This is a genomic window from Mesorhizobium waimense (assembly GCF_003601975.1).
In the GTDB taxonomy this organism is placed as follows: domain Bacteria; phylum Pseudomonadota; class Alphaproteobacteria; order Rhizobiales; family Rhizobiaceae; genus Mesorhizobium; species Mesorhizobium waimense.
The window spans coordinates 65,099-88,249 of record NZ_QZWZ01000027.1 but is presented as its reverse complement, the minus strand read 5'-3'; the positions used below and the strand labels follow the sequence as shown (position 1 = coordinate 88,249).

30 protein-coding genes and 1 tRNA gene are annotated in these 23,151 nt (G+C 62.0%); 19 read left to right on the top strand and 12 right to left on the bottom strand.

The genetic code is table 11. From position 1 onward, the window contains the following. The first annotated feature begins 378 nt into the window (after positions 1-378). Positions 379-678 (top strand): HNH endonuclease, encoded by a 300-nt coding sequence (locus D3227_RS44390; RefSeq protein WP_120017382.1) that lies wholly within the window; start codon positions 379-381, stop codon positions 676-678. Further along, entirely contained in the window at positions 584-1,282 is a 699-nt protein-coding gene (locus D3227_RS27425) for an ankyrin repeat domain-containing protein (RefSeq protein WP_425374556.1), read from the top strand. Before D3227_RS44390 ends, D3227_RS27425 begins: the two co-directional genes overlap by 95 nt. A 23-nt stretch (positions 1,283-1,305) precedes the next feature. On the opposite strand, the gene D3227_RS27420 is transcribed toward D3227_RS27425, so the two are convergent. Both D3227_RS27420 and D3227_RS27415 read right to left on the bottom strand, forming a co-directional pair. After that, positions 1,306-1,833 (bottom strand): gamma carbonic anhydrase family protein, encoded by a 528-nt coding sequence (locus D3227_RS27420; protein WP_120017381.1) that lies wholly within the window; start codon positions 1,831-1,833, stop codon positions 1,306-1,308. An 83-nt stretch (positions 1,834-1,916) separates the two neighbouring features. Then, positions 1,917-2,255: a DUF6949 family protein gene (locus D3227_RS27415; protein WP_120017380.1), complete on the bottom strand. Its 339-nt coding sequence runs from the start codon at positions 2,253-2,255 to the stop codon at positions 1,917-1,919. A 129-nt stretch (positions 2,256-2,384) separates the two neighbouring features. Here D3227_RS27415 and D3227_RS27410 point away from each other — a divergent pair, with 129 nt between their 5' ends. After that, positions 2,385-3,116 (top strand): hypothetical protein, encoded by a 732-nt coding sequence (locus D3227_RS27410; RefSeq protein WP_120017379.1) that lies wholly within the window; start codon positions 2,385-2,387, stop codon positions 3,114-3,116. Between the two features lie 66 nt (positions 3,117-3,182). Here the strand turns inward: D3227_RS27410 and D3227_RS27405 are convergent, their stop codons facing one another. After that, complete coding sequence (locus D3227_RS27405; RefSeq protein ID WP_027166457.1) at positions 3,183-3,386, bottom strand: DUF3126 family protein; 204 nt, start codon at positions 3,384-3,386, stop codon at positions 3,183-3,185. Positions 3,387-3,536: 150 nt separating this feature from the next. Beyond that, the gene (gene cysE, locus D3227_RS27400) at positions 3,537-4,385 is read right to left on the bottom strand and encodes a serine O-acetyltransferase (RefSeq protein WP_006200853.1); all 849 of its coding nucleotides are present in this window, start codon (positions 4,383-4,385) and stop codon (positions 3,537-3,539) included. 125 nt (positions 4,386-4,510) lie between these two features. On the opposite strand from cysE, the gene D3227_RS27395 reads away from it, so the two are divergent. Further along, positions 4,511-5,119: an HD domain-containing protein gene (locus D3227_RS27395; RefSeq protein ID WP_120017394.1), complete on the top strand. Its 609-nt coding sequence runs from the start codon at positions 4,511-4,513 to the stop codon at positions 5,117-5,119. On the opposite strand, the gene D3227_RS27390 is transcribed toward D3227_RS27395, so the two are convergent. From D3227_RS27390 to D3227_RS27375, 4 genes are all read right to left on the bottom strand, one after another. Further along, positions 5,116-5,616 (bottom strand): GNAT family N-acetyltransferase, encoded by a 501-nt coding sequence (locus D3227_RS27390; protein ID WP_120017378.1) that lies wholly within the window; start codon positions 5,614-5,616, stop codon positions 5,116-5,118. The two genes, D3227_RS27395 and D3227_RS27390, sit on opposite strands and share 4 nt — an antisense overlap. A gap of 73 nt (positions 5,617-5,689) precedes the next feature. Further along, positions 5,690-6,457 carry an alpha/beta fold hydrolase gene (locus D3227_RS27385; RefSeq protein ID WP_120017377.1) on the bottom strand — a complete coding sequence of 256 codons (768 nt, stop codon included), beginning with the start codon at positions 6,455-6,457 and terminating at the stop codon, positions 5,690-5,692. Positions 6,458-6,475: 18 nt separating this feature from the next. Continuing rightward, positions 6,476-7,039: a DUF192 domain-containing protein gene (locus D3227_RS27380; protein WP_120017376.1), complete on the bottom strand. Its 564-nt coding sequence runs from the start codon at positions 7,037-7,039 to the stop codon at positions 6,476-6,478. A gap of 122 nt (positions 7,040-7,161) precedes the next feature. Beyond that, positions 7,162-7,758, bottom strand: coding sequence for a cold-shock protein (locus D3227_RS27375; RefSeq protein ID WP_120017375.1), 597 nt, complete (start codon positions 7,756-7,758; stop codon positions 7,162-7,164). A gap of 215 nt (positions 7,759-7,973) precedes the next feature. Between D3227_RS27375 and gloA the strand changes: the two genes are divergently transcribed. Both gloA and D3227_RS27365 read left to right on the top strand, forming a co-directional pair. Further along, positions 7,974-8,414 (top strand): lactoylglutathione lyase, encoded by a 441-nt coding sequence (gene gloA, locus D3227_RS27370; protein ID WP_120017374.1) that lies wholly within the window; start codon positions 7,974-7,976, stop codon positions 8,412-8,414. 157 nt (positions 8,415-8,571) lie between these two features. After that, the gene (locus tag D3227_RS27365) at positions 8,572-8,865 is read left to right on the top strand and encodes a DUF2218 domain-containing protein (RefSeq protein WP_120017373.1); all 294 of its coding nucleotides are present in this window, start codon (positions 8,572-8,574) and stop codon (positions 8,863-8,865) included. Positions 8,866-8,875: 10 nt separating this feature from the next. Here the strand turns inward: D3227_RS27365 and D3227_RS27360 are convergent, their stop codons facing one another. Together D3227_RS27360 and ilvA are read right to left on the bottom strand one after the other, a co-directional pair. Continuing rightward, complete coding sequence (locus tag D3227_RS27360; protein ID WP_120017372.1) at positions 8,876-9,430, bottom strand: DUF1697 domain-containing protein; 555 nt, start codon at positions 9,428-9,430, stop codon at positions 8,876-8,878. A gap of 10 nt (positions 9,431-9,440) precedes the next feature. After that, on the bottom strand, positions 9,441-10,697 hold the full coding sequence (gene ilvA, locus D3227_RS27355) for a threonine ammonia-lyase IlvA (RefSeq protein WP_120017371.1): 1,257 nt from the start codon (positions 10,695-10,697) through the stop codon (positions 9,441-9,443). Between the two features lie 121 nt (positions 10,698-10,818). On the opposite strand from ilvA, the gene D3227_RS27350 reads away from it, so the two are divergent. From D3227_RS27350 to D3227_RS27340, 3 genes are all read left to right on the top strand, one after another. After that, the gene (locus tag D3227_RS27350; protein WP_120017370.1) at positions 10,819-12,222 is read left to right on the top strand and encodes an aminopeptidase P family N-terminal domain-containing protein; all 1,404 of its coding nucleotides are present in this window, start codon (positions 10,819-10,821) and stop codon (positions 12,220-12,222) included. A 90-nt stretch (positions 12,223-12,312) separates the two neighbouring features. Continuing rightward, positions 12,313-13,386 (top strand): alpha/beta hydrolase, encoded by a 1,074-nt coding sequence (locus D3227_RS27345; RefSeq protein ID WP_120017369.1) that lies wholly within the window; start codon positions 12,313-12,315, stop codon positions 13,384-13,386. A gap of 131 nt (positions 13,387-13,517) precedes the next feature. Next, positions 13,518-14,675: an alpha/beta hydrolase gene (locus D3227_RS27340; protein WP_120017368.1), complete on the top strand. Its 1,158-nt coding sequence runs from the start codon at positions 13,518-13,520 to the stop codon at positions 14,673-14,675. Positions 14,676-14,692: 17 nt separating this feature from the next. Here the strand turns inward: D3227_RS27340 and ade are convergent, their stop codons facing one another. Next, complete coding sequence (ade, locus tag D3227_RS27335) at positions 14,693-16,495, bottom strand: adenine deaminase (RefSeq protein ID WP_120017367.1); 1,803 nt, start codon at positions 16,493-16,495, stop codon at positions 14,693-14,695. 158 nt (positions 16,496-16,653) lie between these two features. Between ade and D3227_RS27330 the strand changes: the two genes are divergently transcribed. The 3 genes from D3227_RS27330 to D3227_RS27320 all read left to right on the top strand — a co-directional run bounded on the left by D3227_RS27330 (position 16,654) and on the right by D3227_RS27320 (position 18,604). Continuing rightward, on the top strand, positions 16,654-16,866 hold the full coding sequence (locus tag D3227_RS27330) for a hypothetical protein (protein ID WP_120017366.1): 213 nt from the start codon (positions 16,654-16,656) through the stop codon (positions 16,864-16,866). Between the two features lie 106 nt (positions 16,867-16,972). Then, positions 16,973-17,824, top strand: a complete 852-nt coding sequence (locus D3227_RS27325; RefSeq protein WP_120017365.1) for an alpha/beta fold hydrolase — start codon at positions 16,973-16,975, stop codon at positions 17,822-17,824. A 114-nt stretch (positions 17,825-17,938) separates the two neighbouring features. After that, complete coding sequence (locus D3227_RS27320; RefSeq protein WP_120017364.1) at positions 17,939-18,604, top strand: outer membrane protein; 666 nt, start codon at positions 17,939-17,941, stop codon at positions 18,602-18,604. A 267-nt stretch (positions 18,605-18,871) separates the two neighbouring features. Here the strand turns inward: D3227_RS27320 and D3227_RS41795 are convergent. Beyond that, positions 18,872-18,966: transfer RNA gene (locus D3227_RS41795), tRNA-OTHER, on the bottom strand. 114 nt (positions 18,967-19,080) lie between these two features. On the opposite strand from D3227_RS41795, the gene D3227_RS27315 reads away from it, so the two are divergent. The 7 genes from D3227_RS27315 to D3227_RS27285 all read left to right on the top strand — a co-directional run bounded on the left by D3227_RS27315 (position 19,081) and on the right by D3227_RS27285 (position 23,144). Next, positions 19,081-20,268, top strand: coding sequence for a tyrosine-type recombinase/integrase (locus tag D3227_RS27315; RefSeq protein WP_120017363.1), 1,188 nt, complete (start codon positions 19,081-19,083; stop codon positions 20,266-20,268). After that, complete coding sequence (locus D3227_RS27310) at positions 20,268-20,810, top strand: hypothetical protein (RefSeq protein WP_120017362.1); 543 nt, start codon at positions 20,268-20,270, stop codon at positions 20,808-20,810. The genes D3227_RS27315 and D3227_RS27310 overlap by 1 nt, the downstream gene beginning before the upstream one ends. A gap of 110 nt (positions 20,811-20,920) precedes the next feature. Further along, the gene (locus D3227_RS42265) at positions 20,921-21,214 is read left to right on the top strand and encodes a hypothetical protein (RefSeq protein ID WP_120017361.1); all 294 of its coding nucleotides are present in this window, start codon (positions 20,921-20,923) and stop codon (positions 21,212-21,214) included. After that, positions 21,211-21,417, top strand: a complete 207-nt coding sequence (locus tag D3227_RS27300) for a hypothetical protein (protein ID WP_245451898.1) — start codon at positions 21,211-21,213, stop codon at positions 21,415-21,417. The genes D3227_RS42265 and D3227_RS27300 overlap by 4 nt, the downstream gene beginning before the upstream one ends. Then, positions 21,398-21,748, top strand: coding sequence for a hypothetical protein (locus D3227_RS41210; RefSeq protein ID WP_147377698.1), 351 nt, complete (start codon positions 21,398-21,400; stop codon positions 21,746-21,748). The genes D3227_RS27300 and D3227_RS41210 overlap by 20 nt, the downstream gene beginning before the upstream one ends. Beyond that, positions 21,748-22,869, top strand: coding sequence for a DUF3631 domain-containing protein (locus tag D3227_RS27290; RefSeq protein WP_120017359.1), 1,122 nt, complete (start codon positions 21,748-21,750; stop codon positions 22,867-22,869). The genes D3227_RS41210 and D3227_RS27290 overlap by 1 nt, the downstream gene beginning before the upstream one ends. A 50-nt stretch (positions 22,870-22,919) precedes the next feature. After that, complete coding sequence (locus D3227_RS27285) at positions 22,920-23,144, top strand: hypothetical protein (protein ID WP_120017358.1); 225 nt, start codon at positions 22,920-22,922, stop codon at positions 23,142-23,144. Positions 23,145-23,151: the final 7 nt, after the last annotated feature.

The window sequence follows — 23,151 nt, the reverse complement described above, 5'->3', positions numbered from 1 at the left end:
CGACCGGGTTTTAGGAGCCGGCCCCGTCCCCGGGCCGGCTCCGCCATTTCTTTGCACCTCGTTCATTTCTGAAGTATTAGAAGCACTGCAAGTGCGGAGATGGTTTTTTGCCGTCTGGGAGCTGGTATCGACGACTGTATGGATGTTGATTCGAGAATCGGCATCTGCCGTTAGATACTGCGGAGTGACACTCTTGTCGGTGTCGTCTAGTGCGAGGGATTCCCTTCCGAATGAGGGGCAACTGCTAAGGGTTGCTGCACATCCGCTTCACGTTGATGAAGCAAGGATGTGTAAAATGAACAGATCAAAAAACTGGCAAAATTCAGAATTGCACTCGCCAATAATCAGAGCGGGCGATGCTTCTATTGCGGGTTTCCTATGTGGGACCGCGACCCAACAGAATTTTCAGAGCGCTATAGTATCCCTGGATCGCTGAACCGCTTCCGCTGCACCGTGGAGCATCTGAAGCCGCGGATGAACGGTGGCGATGACCGGTGCGACAACCTTGTTGCTGCATGCCAGTTTTGCAATCAAACCCGCCATCGAATGCGTAAGACGTTGTCGCCGGCTGAGTACCAGCGACATGTCCGGAAACGAACAGCAGCCGGAAGATGGCATCCGCCTTTGTACCACCATTGTCGAAATCGCAGCCCCCGCCGGCTTTCCAAGGGCGATTGATCGCTGCAGTATGGGCGATCAACGCCACCTCGGGATCGCCGTCATGCTGGAAATCCCGGAAGACCGATGCGAGCGCCACAGGCTGTTCAAGGCCATCGACGATGCCTTCAAGGCCGGTGACTTCGGGGCCCTAGGCAGCGCCCTGGGCGGCTCGCCGCGCTGGTACGACGAGCCGATGCCGTTCGAGCTCGGCCTCGGCCATCCGCTGGAATATGCGATCTACTGGAGTCCCGGCGCCTTCATCTCGACCTTGCTAGATGCGGGTTCGAATCCGAACTACGAGGACCACGCCGGATTTCCTTCGATCATCGCGGCACTGTCCACCGAGCGGACGGACAAGCTCGAAATCATCCGCATCCTGCTCAATCACGGCGCGGATCCCGCTATGCGGGGCGTGAACGATTGGACGCCGCTCCACTATGCGGTGGCCATGCGTGACGCCGAAGCGATCCGCCTGCTTCTGGCGGCGGGCGCCGACCCATCGCTCAAAACCCGCATCGACGACTATACAACCGCCGCCGAGGAAGCCGAGACCGCCGGCTTCGAAGCCGGCGCGTCGTTGCTGCGCGAGGCTATGGGCACGCGCGGATCGGATGAACAGTGAACGGGCCGGGCAGCGCCGATAGCTCAGACTTTCTTCAGCCCTGCCTTGAACCGCTTGCCGTTGGCGACATAGTGCGCGGCCGAGCCGCGCAGCCTGGCGACCGCCGTTTCGTCGAGTTCCCTCACCACGCGCGCAGGCGAGCCGACGATCAGCGAATTGTCCGGGAATTCCTTGCCTTCTGTCACCAGGGCGCCGGCGCCAACCAGCGAATTCCTGCCGATCCTCGCCCCATTGAGCACGATCGCACCCATGCCGATCAGGCTGTTGTCGCCGATCGTGCAGCCATGCAGCAGCGCGCGGTGGCCGATCGTGCAGCCCTCGCCGATCGTCAGCGGAAAACCTGGATCGGTGTGCATGAACGTATGTTCCTGCACATTCGAGTCGGCGCCGATAACGATCGGCTCATTGTCGCCGCGGATGACGACGCCGAACCAGAAGCCGGCATTGCGGCCGACCCTGATGTCACCGATCAGCGTCGCGTCCGGCGCGATCCAGTTGCTGTCGGCGTCCTCGAAGCTGGGTGCTTTGCCATCGATCGCATAGGCCGGCATCTCGTCTCCGATTCGTCTCAAGCCGCATAGTCGATCGAGACTAAGCAATTCCAGGAGAGGTGCCTAGCGCGGCAGCGATTCCATCAAAAGCGGAACTGCTCCAGGGGAGTGTTCGCCCATGACGCAATGGCGATCAGCACAACGCCCAGCGCCAGCGCCCAGGCGACCGCGGTGCAGCCGCAGGAGATCAGCGCCAGCATCGAGATGCGGCCTTGCCTGCGGGCATCCATAGCTACGTTGACGAGCATGAACGGCCCGGCGCATGCCGTCGCGGCTAGTGAGCGCAGGACATGCGTTGGCGAAACATAGGGTTCGGCAAAGGCAAGCCGATGACCCGACATCAGCTCCATCGCAGATCCCGCCAGGCCGCATGCGGTCAGGCCGACGGCAAAAGCAAACAGAACGAGTTCGACAGGGCCCATCTTTACCTCCCGTTTACCATGAAATCGCACAGTCGATTCCGAAACGGGCGCTGCAAAAGCCATGCCGCGCCATGTGTGCCGCCCCAGGACACCTCCGGGAGTTATGGGCGGCCGACATCGGGGATTGCTATGAAGCAGACGGCGGCCGCGAACGGTCCGGAATTCGACATCGTCGATTCCACGCTGATGAAGCGGGTGTTCTATATCTTCGCGGCGCTGGCTCTGCTGTCGGTGGTGATCAGCCTGGGCGGCAAATGGCTTGGCCGCTCGATCGCCATGGCCGGCTACACCGACGACACGACGATCCACGAGGTGGTGATCGGCAACAATGTCATCGCCGTGCCGGCAAACATGATCCGGTTCGAGCAGGCGCGGCGCGACGGCATCGCCTCGCGGCTCGACCTCTATCTGCGCTATCCCGAGATGGACGGTTACAGTGCCGCCGCGCGTGACGACTTCAATCACACCGGATCGAGCAGGGACATCATCTTCCTGTCGTTCGAGCAGCAGATGATGTCGCGCGACATGAGCCGCCGCTTCGCCCCAATCTACAGTGCCTTGATCGCTCAGCCGGGCACAGTGGGACCAGGCGGCACGACGCTTTATCGCTTTACCGAAAAATCAGGCTACCTCAACGAGGTGCTTGCGGTCGCCAAGCGCCCAGGCAAGGACCCGTTCGTCGCGCGTTGCCTTAGCGGACCGACTGCCGAGGAATCGCTGGCGCCCTGCGAGCGCGATATCCATGTCGGCGACGGCCTCAGCCTCGCCTACCGCTTTCCCCGCGAATTTCTCGGCGACTGGCAGGCGCTTGACGCCGCGATTGCCGCCCAGACCGCGCATGCGCTGAAGACAGGGCGCTAAGGCCCCAAAATGCAAACGGCTGGCTGGACCGCATCGCTGCGGCACCGGCCAGCCGCGAATTCCGGCTCAGGCCAGATCGATGTCGAGGATCGCCATCGAGAAATTATAGTCGCCGTCGTCCTCGTCCTTGAAGACGATGCCGAGGAACTCGTCGCCGACATAGACCTCGGCCGAATCCTCCTTGCGCGGACGCGCCTTCACCTGGAGTTTGGGATTCTGGAAGACGCGCTTGAAATAGGCGTCCAGCTTTCTGATTTCGTCCGGCTTCAAAAGTCTTCTCCGATCGTCGGGCTTGCGAGTTTGAAGGCGCTTCTGACACGCAGACGATGGCGATGTAAAGGCAAGCCGTAGGGATATGACGCCGGAACTGAGCGGCCGAAGCAGGCACCCGGAATCCGGCTGCCCGCTCGGACGCGAAAATCAGATGTCGAAGCTGACGACGTGATCCATCGTCTGCGACGGCAGAAGCTGGTCCATCTGCCGCGAAGGCTGGTCGCAACCGGTCTCGCCGACAACGCGCGCCGGCACGCCGGCAACCGTCTTGTTGTGCGGCACTGGCGACAGCACCACCGAGCCGGCGGCGATCTTCGAGCAATGGCCGACCTCGATGTTGCCGAGGATCTTGGCGCCGGCGCCGATCAGCACGCCACGGCGGATCTTCGGATGACGGTCGCCACCGGCCTTGCCGGTGCCGCCCAGCGTCACGCCGTGCAGGATCGACACGTCGTCCTCGATCACCGCGGTCTCGCCGACGACGAGGCCGGTGGCATGATCGATGAAGATGCCTTTGCCGATGCGGGCGGCCGGATTGATGTCGGTCTGGAACACCGAGGACGAGCGGCTCTGCAAATAGAGCGCGAAATCCCTGCGGCCCTGGTTCCACAGCCAATGCGCCAGCCTGTGAGTCTGGATGGCATGGAAGCCCTTGAAATAGAGCACCGGCATGATGAAGCGGTCGCAGGCCGGATCGCGATCGTAATAGGCCTGGATGTCGACGCGCACCGTCGTCGGCCAGTCCTTGTCGTCGGCCAGCATCGATTTGAAGGTTTGGCGGATGAGGTCGGAACCGACGTCCTGATGGTCGAGGCGCTCGGCCAGCCGGTGGATGACCGCTTCTTCCAGGCTTTCCTGGTTGAGGATGGTGGAATAGAGGAACGCCGCCAGCAGCGGATCGCGGTTGACCGCCTCCATTGCCTCATCGCGGATCGAGCGCCAGATCGGATCGACCGGCTGCACCACACTGGGACGGGCAATCGTAATGCTGTTCATCGACGGTCTCCGGCCTGCCGGGCTATTCTCCGGCCGCACATATAAGCCAGATCGTAGCAGGATTGAACTCAATTTTCCTTAGTGCTCTGTCAAATGGATTTGGTTTCATGGAAAATCAAGCAGCCATGGAAAACGAACCCTTGATCGACGAGCCGCTGAAACGCGAGCTTTCCCCGCTCTACCAGGCGCCGGATCGGCACTACCACAAGCTCGCCCATATCGAAGCGATGCTGGCGTTGGCCAAGGACTATCGCGCCTCGCTGCACGACCCCGAGGCCGTCGAAGCGGCGATCTGGTTCCATGATGCCATCTATGACAGCCGGGCCAAGGACAATGAGGCCAGGAGTGCAGCGCTTGCCGAGGAGAAGCTCGCAGGCCGCACCGATGCGGAGCGTCTGGGCCGCATCGCCGCAATGATCGTCGCCACCGCCACGCACGAACTGCCCAGCCTTCAACGGCTTGGCAACGAGCACTTCATCCGCGACGCAGCACTTTTCCTCGACATGGACCTTTCGATCCTCGGTGCCGCACCGGAGGCGTTCGACGCCTATGAACAGGCGGTGCGCCGCGAATATGGCTGGGTCGAGGAGCCGATGTGGCGCGCCGGCCGTGGCGCGGTCCTGAAGACTTTCCTCTCCCGCCCGCATCTCTATCACACTGAGGAATTCCGGCAGCGGTTCGAACCGCAGGCCCGGCGCAATATGGCGCGGTCGATCGCGGCGCTCGCAGCCTAATCAGGAAACGTCTCCATGAGCTGCGCATAGGGTTTGAAGCCGGCGCGCCTGTAGACCGACTGCGCTCCGGGATGGTCGTAGGTGTCGGTGTGCAGCCAAAGCCTCCTAGGCCGATGCGACCAGGCGGCGCGAAGCGACCGGTCAAGCAGAAACGGACCGAGCTTGCCGCCCTGGAAAGCAGGGATGAGCCCGAAATGGGTCAGCTCGACCTCCGCCTGGCCAACGCCGTTGAATTCGCACAGACCGGCGGCCTCGCCATCCACACGCAGGACATGGGTATGCGTCGATGCAAGGGCGAGCAGCCGTTCGAGTTCGCCCGAGCCCATACGCAGCCGTTGATCCCACTGCACAGGCTCGCCGACGGCACGGTAGAGGCTGACATAGCCGTCGATATCGAGCGTTTCGCGCGCGACCATCGCACCCGGCGCAGGAGCCGCAAAGGCGTCGCCGGACGGCGGCGCGGTCATCTCCATATAGGTGACGAGAAGGTCGACCATGGCAATTCGGGTTCGAGGCTGAAAGGTGCGGCGCCAGATTGCAGCGCCGGATGACATCGAGGTTGCCGCTGCTTCAAAGCGGGTTTTCGGCGTAGAACTCCAGCACGCGCTGCTTGAAGCTCTTGTCGCCGACGGCCAGCATATGGTCGCGGCCCTCGATGTGAAAAGCCCTGGCGTTCGGCATCAGCGCCGCCAGTTCATCCGGTGAACCGCCAATGTCGTCCTTCGTTCCAACGGCGATCAGGGTCGGCTGGGCAATGCGCGCCATGTCGTCCTCGCTGAGCAATTCGCGTGACGTGGCAATGCAGGCGGCCAGCGCGCGGCGGTCGCTGCGCGTCTGGTCGGCAAAGGCGCGAAACGAGCGGCCACGTGGATGGGTCGTTGCATCAGGATCGTCGGCAAGCAGTGCTTCGGCGATCGGATCCCAGTCGCCGACACCGTCGACCATGCCGATGCCGAGACCGCCGAACACCAGCGTCGCCACTTTGTCCGGGTCGGACAAGGCCAGAAATGCCGAAATACGCGCGCCCATCGAATAGCCCATGACATGCGCGCGCTCGATGCCGAGATGATCAAGCAGCGCCGCCCCGTCCGAGGCCATTTTCGCGGGCGTATAGTCTGCTTCATTGTAGCTCTTCGACGACGAGCCGTGACCGCGATTGTCGAAAGCGATGGCGCGGTAGCCGGCATCGTTCAGCGTCTTGAACCAGCCGGGCGACACCCAGTTGACATAGTGGCTGGAGGCAAAGCCGTGGATCATCAGCACCGGATCGCCATGGCCCGACGCCGGCTGGCGATCGAGGTACGCAAGATCGAGGCCGTCATGGGAGAGAAATTGCATCGGCAAGTCCGGAAATGCTCAGTTGAGATGGACGTTCGGCGCGTCGCCCTTGTCTGCCGGCGGCATTGCGGACCCGGGTTCGCTGCCGATTGCCGGGTGACGCAGCAGGTCGCCATACGCGATGCCGTCCCTGGCGGCGGTGCCCGCCTTCAGTTCGAGCACGAAGCGCACCGGCAGGCCGGACGAGATGATCGCCTCGGATTCCGGTTCGCCTCGCTTGATCGAGCGGACCTTGCCGTCCTGGCCGACAAAGATCAGGTCGAGCGGCATTGGTGTGTTCTTCATCCAGAAGGTCAGCGGCCCGGAGCTCTCGAACACGAACAGCATGCCGTGGTCGTCGGCCATGTCGTTGCGGAACATCAGGCCGGCCTCGCGTTCGTCGGACGTGTCGGCGATTTCAATGGAAAAGGAACGCTCGCCCGACTTCGTCACTGCGACAAGCGGCGTCGGATCGACGGGCAGGATCATTGCCTGGCCGTCCGCCGACGTCGGCTGCTGAGAATAGAAATAGGCGCTCGCTGCGGCGGCGAAAGCCAAGGCGGCGCAGACTGCGCCCGCTGTCAGCCAGTTCCTGGGAGCCATTCATTTTCCTCGGCCGGAAGTCGTCCCCGGCCTATAGTCCGGAACCTTCGGTTCGGAAAAGGTGATGGTCAAGTAAAAGATAGAGCCTGACCCATCCCGATTCAGTCGGGATGGGTCAGGCTCTAGTGCGAGACCGGCAACGTGCCCACATCCGGGTGGATTTCGGCGGCCATAAGGCCTTTGTCGCCACGACCGAAGCGGACCAGAACGACCTGACCGGGCCGGAGCTCGGTGATGCCATAGCGGCGCAACGTCTCCATATGGACAAAAATGTCCTCGGTGCCCTCGCCGCGGGTCAGGAAACCGAATCCCTTGGTGCGGTTGAACCATTTGACCAGCGCCCGCTCAAGGCCGCTTTCCGGCGTCACCGTGATGTGGGTGCGCTGCTCCTGCATCTCCGCCGGATGGACCGCCGTGCTGGCATCCATGGATAGCACCCGGAAGGCCTGCAGGCCGCGCTCGCCCTGCTTGACGAGGCAGACAACGCGCGCGCCTTCCAGAGCAGTCTGGAACCCGTCCTTTCGAAGGCATGTCACATGGAGGAGGATGTCGCCGGAGGTTCCATCATCCGGAAGAATGAAACCGTAGCCCTTGGCCACGTCAAACCACTTGATGGCACCGGCAATTTCGACAAGATCGGCGGTGTCGCCACCACTGTCTCGCGTCAAGGCGTCGTCAAGGCTTCCGTCCCGCCCCGTGAAAGAGGCCTTTTCCCCCATAAGAACGCCCCCTTTTTTCAAGAACACCACAACTGATTCTTGACATCAGATTAACACTGGGGATTCCGGTCTGTGCAAGGCCTGACGTGCCTTTTTTCACGGTTCAATACAGGAAAACCGGATTTGTCGTTTGCCGGCGCGTCCGGATACGGCAATTGCCCTTTGGCCGGGTGGCCCCTATGTTGCGCCGCACCCCAACATATCGAGGAAATCACATGCGCTATCTGCACACCATGGTTCGCGTCGCCGACGTCGATGCATCGCTCGATTTCTACTGCAACAAGCTCGGCTTGAAGAAAGTGCGCCGCTACGAAAACGAGCAGGGACGCTTCACGCTGATCTTCCTTGCCGCGTCCGAGGACGAGCAGAGCGGCATTACCGACAAGGCGCCGCTGATCGAACTGACCTACAATTGGGATCCGGAAGACTACAAGGGCGGTCGCAATTTCGGCCACCTCGCCTACGAGGTCGACGACATCTACGCCACCTGCCAGCACCTGATGGACAATGGCGTCACCATCAACCGGCCGCCGCGCGACGGCAACATGGCCTTCATCCGCTCGCCGGACGGCATCTCGATCGAGCTCCTGCAGAAAGGCCCAGCCAAGGCCAAGGCCGAGCCCTGGACTTCGATGCCGAACACCGGAAGCTGGTAGCCAATCACGTTATCTTGAGCAGTACCGCCGGACCGAGACGCCCGGCGGTCTTTGCCGTTTGGCATGACGACACCTATCTACCCGGCTATCACGCCAGCTCTGCAAGGCTGGCGCGATATCAAGCAATGGGTGCCAGCCCTTCAGGAGATGCTATTTCATGCCGACCAGCCGCGCCGATGTCTCCACCGAACATGCCAGCCGTTACCTGCAGCAGCTTTGCAAACATTGGTCGCACAAATTCCCCGTCGAGTTCGACCCGACCCACGGCACCATCGATCTCTCCATGGGCCGCACCGTCATGGACGCCGATGCAACCGCCCTCCACATCGCGGTGACATCGGATGAGGCCGGCTCGCTCGAGCGCCTGGAAGCGGTCGTCGCCGACCACATCAAGCGCTTCGCTTTCCGCGAGGAACTGACCTTCGACTGGAAACAGGCTCCGGCGGCCTAGGCGAAATTGATCAGCCGCCCCGCGCGGCCAGCTCCAGCAGCGCCAGCACCGAACGCCAGTTGCGTGCGGTACCGGGCACCTTCAGCACGCGTGGGATCAGATTGGCGAACACCGATTTGCCGAGTCCGTCCGGAGCGTGCAGGTAGAGCACATCGCCATTGACCTCGAAGCTTTCCGGGCCTGTGCATTTTTCAGCGAGCCGCGCAATCTCCTCGGCGGTCGGCTCGCGCTCCAGCACATAGGCATGAAGCTTCGTCGGATCGCCAGCGACTTCCGGATAGGGATTTTCCTTCACCAGCCGCTCGAACCAGCCGAGGTCGCGCACCATGATGCGCGAGTAAAAGCCCCATTTCTTCTCGAAGGCTGCTTCCAACTGTTTGGTCAGGCTGGCTGCGTCGGCCTTCTTCGCCCGGAAGACGGCGTTGCCGCTCTGCACATAGGTGGCGACACTGGAAAAGCCGAGTTCCTCGAAGAAAGTCCGCAGCTCGGCCATCTTAACGATGCGGTTGCCACCGACATTGATGCCGGAAAACAGCGCGACGAAAATCGTCCCTTTTTCGCTCATTCTGGCCCACTCATATGATGAACCCGGCAAGCGCCTCGTTATCGGTGATGTCCTGATACTGGACGCCCTCGGCGTCGAAATTGGCCTTGAGCAAATCGAAATTGCGACGGTCCTTGGTCTCGATGCCGATCAGCACCGAACCGAAATTGCGCGCCGATTTCTTCAGATATTCGAAGCGGGCGATGTCGTCGTCGGGCCCGAGCATTTCGAGGAAGTCGCGCAGCGCGCCCGGCCGCTGCGGAAAACGGATGATGAAGTATTTCTTCAGCCCTTCGAAGCGCAGCGCTCGCTCTTTCACATCGGGCAGCCGCTCGAAGTCGAAATTGCCGCCCGAGACCACCGCGACAATGGTCTTGCCCCTGATCTCCTTCCTCGAAAAATCCTTGAGCGCATCGATCGCCAGCGCGCCGGCCGGCTCCAGGACCACGCCTTCGACGTTGAGCATTTCGATCATCGTCGCGCAGAGCCGGTTTTCCGGTATCAGCCGCACCGCATCGGCGGCAAACTCCTTGAGCTGGCGCAGCGGCTCGCGGCCGATCTCGGCCACCGCGGCGCCGTCGACGAAATTGTCGACCTTGGCGAGCTTGATCCGCTTCCCAGTGGAGAGGCTCTCGCTCAGACTTGGCGCTCCGGCCGGCTCGCAGAACACGAAGCGCGTGTCGCGGTTCTGGTCGGCGAAGTAATGCGTGACGCCAGCTGCCAGACCGCCGCCGCCAACCGGCAGCATGATGATGTCGGGCATGCGCGCGCCAGGCATCTGGTCGGCGATCTCGTAAGCGACAGTCGCCTGCCCCTCGATGATGTCCTTGTGGTCGAAGGGCGGCACCATATGCGCGCCGGCGCTTTCGGTGAATTCGAAGGCGGCGCGGTAGCAGTCGTCGAAGAAATCGCCGACCAGCCTGATCTCGACGAAGTCGCCGCCGAATAGCCGCGTCTTGTCGATCTTCTGCTGCGGCGTCGTCACCGGCATGAACACCACGCCCTTCTTGCCGAAATGGCGGCAGACAAAGGCAAAGCCCTGCGCATGGTTGCCGGCCGAGGCGCAGACGAAAAGCTCGGCATCATTGCCGGCGGCGAGCGCCTTGCGGAAAAAGGTGAAGGCGCCGCGGATCTTGTAGGAGCGCACCGGGGTCAGGTCCTCGCGCTTCAAGAGCACCCGCGCGCCGGTCTTCTTCGACAGATAATCGTTCTCCTGCAGCGGCGTTTCCGGAAAGATCTGGCGGATCGCGACAGCGGCGGCGGCGACGCGGGAGGAGAAACTGTTCATGGCGCCGTCACCTCTGGATCGAATGGTTCGAACGCGAAGCCTATTGCACAAATCCCTGTTTGCGGCCACCGATGCCGTGCGGCCGCCTTAACGCGCCAGCAGAAATCCATTGGAGCCATCCATGTCCGTTTCGGCCGTCGCCCTGAAAGCCATGTCGTTGCCGGAATTCGGCGAGCCGACCGTGATGCCGCTCGTCCCGCGCGCCACCCACGAGGCACGCATCGCGGCACTTGTGGCGCGCGGCTCAAGGGCGGGCTTCGATGCCTTCGTCGTCTATGGCGACCGCGAGCATGCCGCCAATGTCGCCTATCTGTCAGGCTACGATCCCCGCTTCGAGGAGACCCTGCTGGTCGTCGTTCCCGGCAGAGAGCCGAAACTGCTGGTCGGCAATGAAGGTTGGGGCTACGCCGAGATCTGCGACGGGCCCTATAAACGTGTCCTCTACCAGACCTTCTCGCTACCGGCGCAGCCGCGCGACCGCTCCGACGCACTGCCCGACATCCTTGCCGGTTGCGGCCTGAAAGCCGGCCAGAAAATCGGTGCCATCGGCTGGAAACCATTCGGCGCCGGCGATGCCGGCTTCGGCGAGACGGCGCTCGACCTGCCTTCCTTCATCGCCGACACGCTGCGCGCACTTGCCGGTGACAAGGGCGCGGTGTTGAACGCTGCGGATCTGCTGATGAACCCGGCGGACGGCCTGCGGGCAATCAACGAGGCCGACCAGCTCGCCGCCTTCGAATTCGCCGCGACCTTTTCCTCGCAAGGCCTGCGCAACGTCCTCAAAAGCATCGAACCCGGCATGAGCGAATTGCAGGCAGCGCGGCTGATGGGCATCAACGGGCTGCCCTTGTGCTGCCACCCGATGCTGTCGGCCGGCAGACGAGCGTCGTATGGCCTGCCGAGCCCTCGCCTCGACATCATCAAGCGCGGCGACCCGATCACCATGGCCTATGGCATCCAGGGCTCGCTCAATGCCCGTGCCGGCTTTTTGGCTGAAAGCGCGGCCGATCTGCCGCCGGCCATCCGCGACTACGTCGAAAAACTGGTGGCGCCGTATTTTTCCGCCGTCGTCGACTGGTATGAGACGGTCGGCATCGGCGTTGCCGGCGGCGACTTGTGGAAGGTGGTGCATGACCGCATCGGCGACCCGTTCTTCGGCGTTACTCTCAACCCGGGCCATCTCGTCCATATCGACGAATGGATGCATTCGCCGGTATTTTCAGGCTCGCAGGTCAAGCTGCAATCGGGCATGGCGCTGCAGGTCGATATCATCCCGGCGACCGGGACGGACTATTTCACCACCAACATCGAGGACGGCATAGCGCTCGCCGACGAGGCGCTGCGCGAGGAGATCGCGGCGCTCTATCCGGAAGCCTGGCATCGCATAGAGGCGCGCCGCGCGTTCATGGTGGATGTGCTCGGCATCCGGCTGAAGTCCGAGGTGCTGCCTTTCTCCAACATTCCGGCCTTCCTGCCGCCGTACTGGCTTTCGCGCAACACTGCGATGGCCGTCGAGAGGCGCTGACCACATTTCCGCTGGACACGACTTACTTCTGCCGCACTTCGCCTGCTGGGGAGGTGTCGCGGAGGTTGGGCCGGAGTGGAATTTCAAAAAGTGCCTTTGAAGACGATTTGCATCTTTGCCCTTGCCTTGCTGATTGCTGGCTGTGGCGGCCGCAAGACCGAGGAAATTCTCGGCAGCGTCGTCGTGCCCGCGCCGGCTACCGAGATCGCAGGCAATCACTCGATCTTCATCACCACCACCCGCAAGAAATCCGACGACCCCAACCAGGTGTTCGATGGCGAACGCTCGGCCACGCTGAACTATGCCCGCGTCAACGTCACCGTCCCGCCGGTTCACCAGACCGGCCAGATCGAGCGGCGCTCGCGCGGCAAGTCGAACGATCCCACCAAATACTTCATGGCCTCCGAGGTCGTCGGCTACGACACGCAGCCCAAATTCGCCAATGCGCTGAACGCCGACATCGCCGCGCGCGGCGGCCGCGTCATGGTCTTCGTCCACGGCTACAACACCGGTTTCGACGACGCCGTCTACCGGCTGACCCAGATCGTCCATGATTCCGGTTATCCGGGCACGCCCGTTCTGTTTTCCTGGGCGTCGGGCGCCAAGACCACCGACTACGTCTATGACAAGGAAAGCGCCAGTGCGGCCCGCGACCAGCTGGAAGTGACGCTGAGGATGCTGGCGCAAACCGGCGCGCGGCGCATCGACATCGTTGCGCATTCGATGGGAACCTGGGTCACGATGGAGACGCTGCGCCAGCTCGCCATCACCGGCGATCGCGATCTCGGCGGCAAGCTCGGCGACGTCGTTCTGGCCTCGCCCGACATCGATGTCGACGTCTTCAAGAGCCAGATGCGCCGCTACGGCAAGCCGGACAAGCCGTTCATCCTGCTGCTCTCCGACGACGACCGGGCGCTCAGGCTCTCCGGCCTGATTGCCGGTTCGCGGCCGCGCGTCGGCGACTACAAGGATGCTGCCGATCTTGCTTCCTACGGCGTGACGGTCGTGGACCTTTCCAAGGTCAAGGGCGTTGACAGCTTCAACCACACGAAGTTCGCCGACAATCCTGTGCTGGTGAAGATGATCGGCCAGCGGCTGCGCGAGGACGATGGTTTTGCCAGCGATCGCGATGTGACCGACCGCATCAACCTGCTCGGGCAATGAGGTGGGCTCCTCGAGCACCTGTCCTCCGGTTGCCGCCCATCGGATCACTTTGAACTGGACCAGGCTGCACCCTGCCTTTATCGAATGGGCACAGACGTCATGAGCATGGCGTCAGCAGCGGGAGCCGGCGTGTGACCGTGCGTTCGAAATGCTTCCTTGTCGTGGCGTTCGCTCTCGCAGGCTGCGCCGGCCCGAACACGCACGACCTGCTCAACAAGACGACGGTCGCAGCACCCGCCTCCGACATCGCGGCCACGCATGAGATTTTCGTCGCCACCACCCGCCAGAAGGCGACGAAAGACCCACGCCAGGTGTTCGACGGCGGCCGCTCGTTGACCACCAGCTACGCCCGCGTCGACGTCACCGTTCCCAAGGTCCATCATGTCGGTGCCATCGAGCGCGCCAAGGGCTCCGCCAACAGCAACCCGGCCAAACAATTCACCGCGACCGGCGTCGTCCACTATGAGGACGCGTCGCAATTCGGCAAGGCGGTCGGTGCCGATATCGCCATGCGCGGCGACCGCGCCCTGGTTTTCGTGCATGGCTTCAACAACGGCTTCGACGACGGCATCTACCGGCTGACACAGATCGCTCACGACACGAAGTATCCGGGCACGCCGGTGCTGTTCTCTTGGGCGTCGAGCGGCAAGACCACCGGCTATATCTACGACAAGGAAAGCGCCAACGCCGCGCGCGACGACCTCGAAGCGACGTTGCGCATGCTGGCCAAGACCCGTGTCAAGAGCATCGACATCATCGCCCACTCGATGGGAACCTGGGTGACCATGGAGGCACTGCGCCAGCTTGCCATCACCGACGACCGCGACCTCGACGGCAAGCTGGGCTACGTCATCCTCGCCTCGCCCGATATCGACGTCGACGTGTTCAAGAAGCAGATGATCCGCTACGGCAAGCCCGACAAGCCATTCGCCATCCTGCTTTCCGCCGACGATCGGGCTCTCAGGCTTTCATCGCTGATCTCGGGCGACAAGCCGCGCGTCGGCGACTATGGCAATGCGGCCGACCTCGCCAGCTACGGCGTGTCCGTCGTCGACCTCAGCCAGACCAAGGGCGGCGACCGTCTGAACCACGCCAAATTCGCCGACAACCCGATGCTGGTGCAACTGCTCGGCGACCGGCTGCGCACGCCGGCCGGCCTGGCCTCGGACGAACCCGACCCAACGCAGCTCAACAATCTTGGCCAGGGCCTCGGCAAGGCCGTCGGCTCGGTCGCCGAAATCGTCATCACGACGCCGTTCAAGGTGCTGACCATCGCCACTGGCGGATAAAGCACGCCGCCTGGTTCTCAGATAAAAAGGTCGACCTTCTGGAAGGTCGTCACATCGACCAGGCCGACATCGGAGATTCTGAGTTCGGGGATCACTACCAGCGCCAGCAGCGAGTGCTGCATATAGGCGTTGTTCAGCGAACAGCCCATCTTGCGCATTGCCTCGGTGAGTTTCTCCGCCTTGGCCGCGACAATTTCCGCCCGCTCGTCCGACATCAGGCCGGCGATCGGCATTTCGACCAGTGCCAGTTCCTTGCCCTTGGAGAACAGCACCACGCCGCCACCGACCTCGCCCAGCCGATTGACGGCAAGCGCCATGTCTTCCTTGTTGGTGCCGACGACGATGATGTGATGACTGTCATGCGCGACGCTGGAGGCCATGGCGCAGTCGCCCATATAGCCGAAGCCGGAGACGAAGGCGTTGGTGACGCCGCCGGTGCCCCGGTGGCGCTCGACCAGCGCGATCTGGCAGACATCGTTGCGCCGATCCATGGCGACCAGCCCGTCCTCGACCGGAAGATCGGCTTCCAGCGCCCGCGTCGGCGCCTGGTTCTCGATGACGCCGATGACCCGCACCCGCACCTCGTTGGCGCCCTTCGGCGCCACCACGTCGAAATCCTTCGCCTTCAGCTTCTTGCCGAGCTTGACGGTGTTCTTCGCCGTCTTCGGATAGTCATAGGCCGGAATATCGATATCGAGCTTGCCGCCCTTGGCCAGCCGGACGCCGCGAGCATAGACCTCGTCGATGGTCATCGCGGCGAGGTCCGAGACGATCAGCAGGTCGGCCAGCCGCCCCGGCGCGATCGAGCCGAGCTCGCGCTCCAGCTTGAAATGCTGGGCGGTGTTGAGCGTTGCCATCTGGATCGCCGTCACCGGCTTCAATCCCTGTTGAATGGCGTGCCGCACCACCCGGTCCATATGGCCTTCCTGCACCAGCGTGCCGGAATGACTGTCGTCGGTACACAGGATAAAATTTCGCGGGTCGAGCCCGCTTTCCGTCACCGCCTTGATCTGCGAGGCGACGTCGTACCAGGCCGAGCCCAGCCGCAGCATCGCCTTCATGCCCTGGCGCACGCGAGCAATGGCGTCCTCGGCGCGCGTACCCTCGTGGTCGTCCTCCGGTCCGCCGGCGACATAGCCATGGAAAGGCAGGCCGAGGTCGCGCGAGGCATAGTGCCCGCCGACCGTCTTGCCGGCCTTCACCGTCGCCGCGATCTCGCCCGACATGACGGGATCGTTGGCGACGACACCGGGAAAATTCATCACCTCGCCAAGCCCGATGATGTTTTCCCATGTCATGGCCTCGGCGACATCGGCGACTGTCAGTTCGGCGCCGGCATGTTCCAGCCCCGGCGCCGAGGGCACGCAGGACGGCATCTGCACATGCACGTTGATCGGCATGGCGATGGCCTCGTCATGCATCAGACGCACGCCTGGAAGGCCGAGCACATTGGCGATCTCATGCGGATCGATGAACATCGAGGTGGTGCCGTGTGGAATGACGGCGCGGCAGAATTCCGTCACCGTCACCATGCCGCTCTCGACATGCATATGCGCATCGCAAAGGCCGGGCACGAGATAGCGCCCGCCGGCATCGACGACCTTGGTGCCCTGGCCGATCGCGTGGCCGGCATTCGGCCCGCAATAGGCAAAGCGGCCGCCGGCAATGGCGATATCGGTGCCGGCGATGATCTCGCCCGAGTGGACGTTCACCCAGCGCCCGTTGCGAATGACGAGATCGGCCGGCTTGCGCCCCATGGCGACATCGACCAGATGGGTCGCCATCTCTGTCCAGGGCTTGGGTCTCGCGTTGCTTGTCATTGGGGACTCCTGTTTGCCCACTGTGCCAATCCGGCGCGGTTTTGACCAGTTGGCAAAGCCGGATTGTGCTTGATGCAGAACCGTCTCGTGAGCGGCTCCTCCGGCAAGGCGAAATGCTCTAGATTCACATCTGGCGACTGTCAGGATTGGTGAGGGCGATGGCACAGACGATCCGATTTGCAGTTTTCGTGCTTTCGGCATGCCTGGCCGGCCTGGCCTTCTTCACCCTGCATTCCTTCTGGATGTGGCTGGCGCCGATCCTGATCTTCGTCGCCGGCTCCATGCTGGCCGAATATGCCTTCAACCGGCTCGCATCGCCTCTGGAGAAGCAGCGCGACCTGGAGGATCGGACGCGCAACCCGCCGGCATGAGCCGTGGCCAACGCCGTCGGCGGCACCCGCCGGGCAGGCCCCGAGCTTGTTGACTAATCTGGTCAAAACGCGATGCTCACCGCGGACCGAACCGTAAGAGGGAACCATGACCCGTTTCTGGAAAGCGTTCGCCATTTTCGTCTTGTTCACAGCGTCAACCGCGTTTGCCGTCGCCGAGGAACGTTGGCAGACTTTGCCGGAGCCGGCGGCCATGCCCAAAGCTGATCAGAGCGGCTATGCGCCCGTCAATGGTTTCCAGATGTACTACGCCGTTTTCGGTGCGGGTGACCCGGTGCTGCTCATCCATGGCGGCCTCGGCCATGCTGATGTATGGGCCAGCCAGGTGGCGACGCTTTCCAAAACTCACAAGGTGATCGTCGCCGACAGCCGTGGCCACGGCCGCTCGACCCGTACCGAGCAGCCTTATGGCTACGATTTGATGGCGTCGGACTATCTGGCGCTGCTCGACTACCTGAAGGTCGACAAGACCGCGCTCATCGGCTGGAGCGATGGCGGCATTATCGGTATCGACATCGCGCTGCATCATCCGGAACGGCTGACGAGGCTCTTTGCGCAAGCCGCCAACGTCACCACCGATGGCGTCGATCCGGGTGTGATAACCAACAAGACCTTTGCAGCCTACATCGACCGCTCCGGCCGCGACTACAAGAAGATGTCGAAGACGCCAGACCAGTATGACGCCTTCGTGGCCCAAATCAGCCACATGTGGGAGACGGAGCCGGCGTGGACCAAGGAACAGCTCGGCAAGATAACCACGCCGACGGCGATCGTTGCCGGTGATCACGACGAGGCGATAAAGCGCGAGCACACCGAATACATGGCCTCCGCCATTCCGGGCGCCAAGCTCATCATCCTACCCAACGCCAGTCATTTCGCCATGCTGCAGGCGCCGGACGAATACAGCCAGGCGGCGCTGGGCTTCATCGACGCCAAATAGGGCACTCTTGCGCCGACCGGCGGATTCGATTGTTGAGCAAGGGGATTCCGTTTTGCGGCGAATAAGGTTACCCTGCAACCTAGGGATTTCTGAAGCGCCATTTCGGAGAACTCGATGCGTCGTTTGACGCTTGCCAGTGCCGGCTTTCTCACGCTCCTGTGCGGGCGCGCTTTCGCCGCGGACTTGGGCACCGAACTGCCGATGACAGCGCCAGGCTTCGACTGGACGGGCTACTATGCCGGTCTGCAGGCCGGCTATGGCTGGGGCAGCTCCGACATTTCTGGAACGGAAGGCGAGCCATTTGCCGCCTCGCCCGACCTCGACGGCGGTTTCGTCGGCGGCCATGTCGCGGGCCTCTGGCAGTTCAACCAGGCGGTGGTCGGCGCGCGGGCCGAACTCAACTATGCCTCGATCAATGGTTTTGCCTCGCTGGGTCCAGTAAATTCGATCGGCACCGACATGCGCTGGTTCGGGTCGGTCGACGCCGAAGCCGGCTTTGCCACGGATCGCTGGCTGATCTACGGCGTCGGCGGCGTCGCCTTTGCCGGCATCGAAACATCGCAGGACGCAGCCACGTCATTCGCCTCGACGCGGACCAGTGCTGGCTGGACTGTCGGCGCGGGCGTCGACTACGCCTTGACCGACAAGCTCATCGTCGGCGCTCAGTACCGCTACTACGACTTCGGCAAGGAGCACTTTGATGCCCCGGATGACTTCCTCGATCGCGACCAGAGCGTCAAGCTTCATACGGTCGGCGTGAACTTCAGCTACAAGTTTTGATCGCGGCCGCAGCCGACAATGCCAGAAACAGGATTCAAGGCAGCCTGAGGCGCGAAGTACGACAGCAGCGGCCCGACAACCCGTTGGGGTGAGACTGACTGGCTGCCGGGCCTGACCGGCTTGGGGGGCAAGCCGGCTGGACCAAACGTAATATTAGCAACTGCGCAACAAAACCCCGACTTGGCGTTTTCCCCTGTTATGCGCGTCCATGTGCAGCGCGCATGAGCTCACTTCCAGATTCCGACCGTTGGCCTAGCCGCCAGGAATTGGTGCGGACGACGGGAATCGAACCCGTACGATCAGAGATCGAGGGATTTTAAGTCTCTTTCTAGGCGTCTACTCTTGGGTATCCATACGACCGCAAAGCCTTGTGGATTAAGGAAAGACCGAGGGTTTACAGTCCCTATTTGTTCCGATACGTTCCCCTGGGTAGACACGAAGCGGCTACCCGCTCGGCTACCCAGGGGAAAACGCAAATGCCAATCCTTTCCGACAATTTCGTTTCAAGTGCCACCCTGCCCCGCGATCGTGACGAATTGGTCATTCGCGACAGCAAGCTTGCCGGCTTCGCTCTCAGGCTTCGCCGCAAGGCCGACGGCAAGCCGTCAAAGACCTTCCTTGTCTTTCAGGAGCTTCCCGGCCGCGACGGCGCCCGCAAGCGGCGCAAGATCATCATTGGCGATCATGCGACCTATCCGGCTGAGAAGGCCCGCGCCGAGGCTCAGAGCATGCTCCAGGCGATCGATCGGGGCGACGATCCAGCAGCGGCTCGGGCAGAGAAAAAGGCACAACCGATATTCGAGGATCTCATCAAGGATTTCGAGACGACGCACATCGAGAAGAAAAAACCCGAGACGCGCAAGGACTATCGAGGGCGCATCCGGCGCAATCTCTTGCCAACGTTCAAAGGCCGACGCGTTGCCGACATCACCGCCGAAATGGTGCGGTCATTCCATGCCAAGAAACATGGCAATCCGACCGACGCAAATCGGTCGCTCGCGGTGCTATCGGTCATGATGGGCCGGGCAATGGAACTTGGCTGGCGCAAAGATAACCCCTGCATGGGTGTTCGGAGAAACAAGGAAACGGCGCGGGAGGAATGGCTCGACGAGACTGACCTGCCAAAATTCGTCAAGGCACTCGCCAGCGTTGCCGGTCCCCATGCCGATCTAATCCGGTTCCTTACCGTCTCGGGATGGCGTGTCTCCGAGGCGCGCTTGCTGACCTGGGACATGGTTGAGCTTCCCAAGACGGTCGCGCGTCTTCCCGATACCAAGTCGGGCGCTTCCGTTCGTGCTCTGTCGACCGATGCCGCCACCATTATCGACGGGCAGGCGCATCGACTTGGGTTTGTGTTCTCTGGGCGAAAGGGCTCGCAGCCGGTTTCCTATAAGCGCCTCCGCGAAGTGCTGACAGGCGTTTGCCAAGCGGCGGAGATCAAGGCCATCACGCCTCACGCGTTGCGCCACACAGCAGCCACATGGGCTGCTGTTTCCGGCGCCGAAGCGCATGAGCTGCGGGAGGCCTTCGGCTGGAAGACGCTGGCGATGACCAACCGCTATGTCTCGAAAGCTGAGAGTCTTGGCAGACGCGGTGCGCAACGTGCCGCCGACGCAATGAATGTGCTGCAAAAGCCGGTGGCGGAAGTGAAGGAAATCCGCTGATGAACCAGGAGGCCGATCTTGCGCGGGCCGAGGATGCAGTGATCCTTTTGGCTAGACATGAACAACTTGCAGCGGAGCTGAAAACCACAAATGGCGACGAGTATCAGACCCTTGGGCTCGTCCGCCGCTACCTCAGTGAAACCGGCATAGATCCCGAATTGATCTACCCGATTATGCGGCGCATGGGCGAGCTAAGGGACGCCTGGGTTCGCACAGAGCGCCAGGATAGTAAGGGCGGCGCGCTCAAGCCTACCAACCAAGTTCACGCCATGGCGTTCCTGGCGGCAAGCGCCACAGTTCTGCACAATCGAAGAAGTCTGGCTATTCGCAAGGCCGATGCCTACGTGGCGAAGTACGCCAAGTTCGACAGGACCAAGCTTACAAGTTTTCGAAAGAACGTGGAGGCCGAAAATCTCGCAGCCTATCAGGTGGAAACCTACAAGAAGTTCCTGAAGGATATCGGCGCCTTCGCCGAGGAAGAGCTTGAGCCAGAAATTCGCCGCTGTGCGCTGTTGTGCGGAGATTTTCTTAGAAACCCATAGTGTTCTAGCCGCTCGTCGGCTTGATTTTCGCAGTCGCCTCATCAACCCCGAGGGCGGCTAACAAGGACCAAACGTCCCGCGTCGCCTTCTAAACTCAAAGGCGACAAAGCATGGACCATCTATCAGCAGCATCAATCTTCAATTCCCGGCTCAGCTTCTGGACTGCCCAAGGCTTCGCAGGTGCCGAACTGTATGAACAACTCGCGGAAGACAACGAACTTCCTTCCTTTTTCGATCCTGATGACATCGCCGAAATCCAGGGCGTTCTCGTCGGCAGCGTGAAGAAGGCAAGACATCGCGGCGCCGGGCCGGCGTTCATCCGGCTCTCCAGCAAAGTTATCAAATACCCGCGTCCCGACTACTGCCGGCACCTCGCCTCCAAGTTCGTGCGGAGGGCCGCATGATGACCGGCGAGCGCGAAATCGAACTCATCCTGGCGGCGACGGAATGGTTGCAGACCACGCCCAAGAGCCAGCGCCCGAAGCCGGCGATTGTCGAGTTGAGAGAGCGTTTCGGCTTAAGGGCCAGTGACGCCATTATCGCCATCCGTGGGGCGACCGACTTCTCGAATTGGGGAGGCGGCGCCAATGACAATCGCACCCCATGAAAGCCGAAGCTCGACCGCCAGGGCAGCGGCCGAGCCATCACGAGAGTCGACGGGCGGGCAGCAAATCGACCGTTATAATGTTACATCACACAGCGCTGAGCAGCAAGCCGTCCGCCATCTGACTGCGGCGCGCAACCACCTTCATTGCGCGGTGCTCCGCTTCGATGACGCGGGCTACGAGCACGACCCGACTGCGCGTTCGTACAGCTACGTCGCTGGCATCGTTGCCGAGTTCAACGGCAGACCGTGGCGGCCGGTGCCGTCGCTTGCCCCATCTCATATCGAGCGTGCGGCCAAAGAGTACCGCCTCCAGGCAAGGAGGCTCTATTGATGGAAGACGACTTCGCCGCCGAACTGCTCGATGAGGTTTACAACTTCGTTGGCCGGTTCGTTGCCTATCCTTCCGAGGCCGCGCACGTCGCGCACGTCCTGTGGATAGCCCACACCCACATGATGCAGGCATGGGAATCGACACCCCGGATTGCGTTCCTGTCGCCCGAGCCGGGCTCTGGAAAAACGCGTGCCCTGGAGATTTCCGAGCTGCTCGTCCCCAGGCCAGTCGAAGCGATAAATGTGACGCCGGCCTATCTCTTCCGCAAGGTCGCGGACGAGGCCGGCGCACCGACGATCCTGTTCGATGAGATCGACACCATCTTCGGGCCGAAGGCCAAGGATAACGAGGAAATTCGCGGCCTTCTCAACGCTGGACATCGCCGCGGTGCATCAGCCGGCCGGTGTGTCGTCCGAGGCAAGATCATCGAGACGGAAGAGATACCGGCCTACTGCGCGGTCGCCTTGGCCGGGCTGGGCGATCTGCCCGATACGATCCTGACAAGGTCGGTCATCATCCGCATGCGGCGCCGGTCGCCTGACGAGCAAGTCGAGCCATATCGGCGCCGCGTTCATAGGCCGGAAGGCGAAGTCGTGCACAAGCGCCTTGCAGGCTGGGCCGAGTTTGTCGTGGCCGATATCGGCGACACCTGGCCGGAGATGCCGCCTGGCGTTAAAGACCGCGACGCTGACGTCTGGGAGCCTTTGCTTGCGGTGGCAGATGCTGCCGGTGGACATTGGCCAGAACGGGCTCGTGTTTCCTGTGTTTCGTGTGTTTCGGCTTCCAAGGCAGCCACACCCAGCCTGGGAATTCGGCTGCTTTTCGACCTGAAGATCGTCTTCGGCTTCAGTGAACGCCTTTCCACTAAAGGAATCATAGACAACCTTTGCTCTCTACCTGAATCACCATGGGGAGATTTACGTGGGAAAGCCTTGTCCGACACCGGCTTGGCCGATCGGTTGAAGCCCTACGGTGTCAAGTCCAAACAGATCAGAATTGGGGATTGGACAGGCAAGGGATACGAGCGCGCCGACTTCTATGACGCATGGCAGCGGTATCTCTCTGTGCCTCCCATGGAAAGCGAAACACCCGAAACAAGCGAAACAGCGGTGGCAGCATGACCTCGCCAGCGAGCGCGATTGCACCTGATTTCGTTGACAATGCAGGCAGATTGTCAACGAAAACCGATGCACCGCCTCATCGCTCGACGATCTCCCGGCAGAAGGCAAAGGCCGGCCTGGTCTGCCTCAGGACATGGCACGATGAGGCGCACATAAGCGCCCTGTTGGTTGGCGCCGGTTTTCTCCCTGCACATCTGGCCGACGACAGAGAGGCAATCGCCCGCGCGCTCGAAGCCTATGTTTCCGCCGGCAAGGCTGCGCTGTTCGACGTCTAGACCTGCA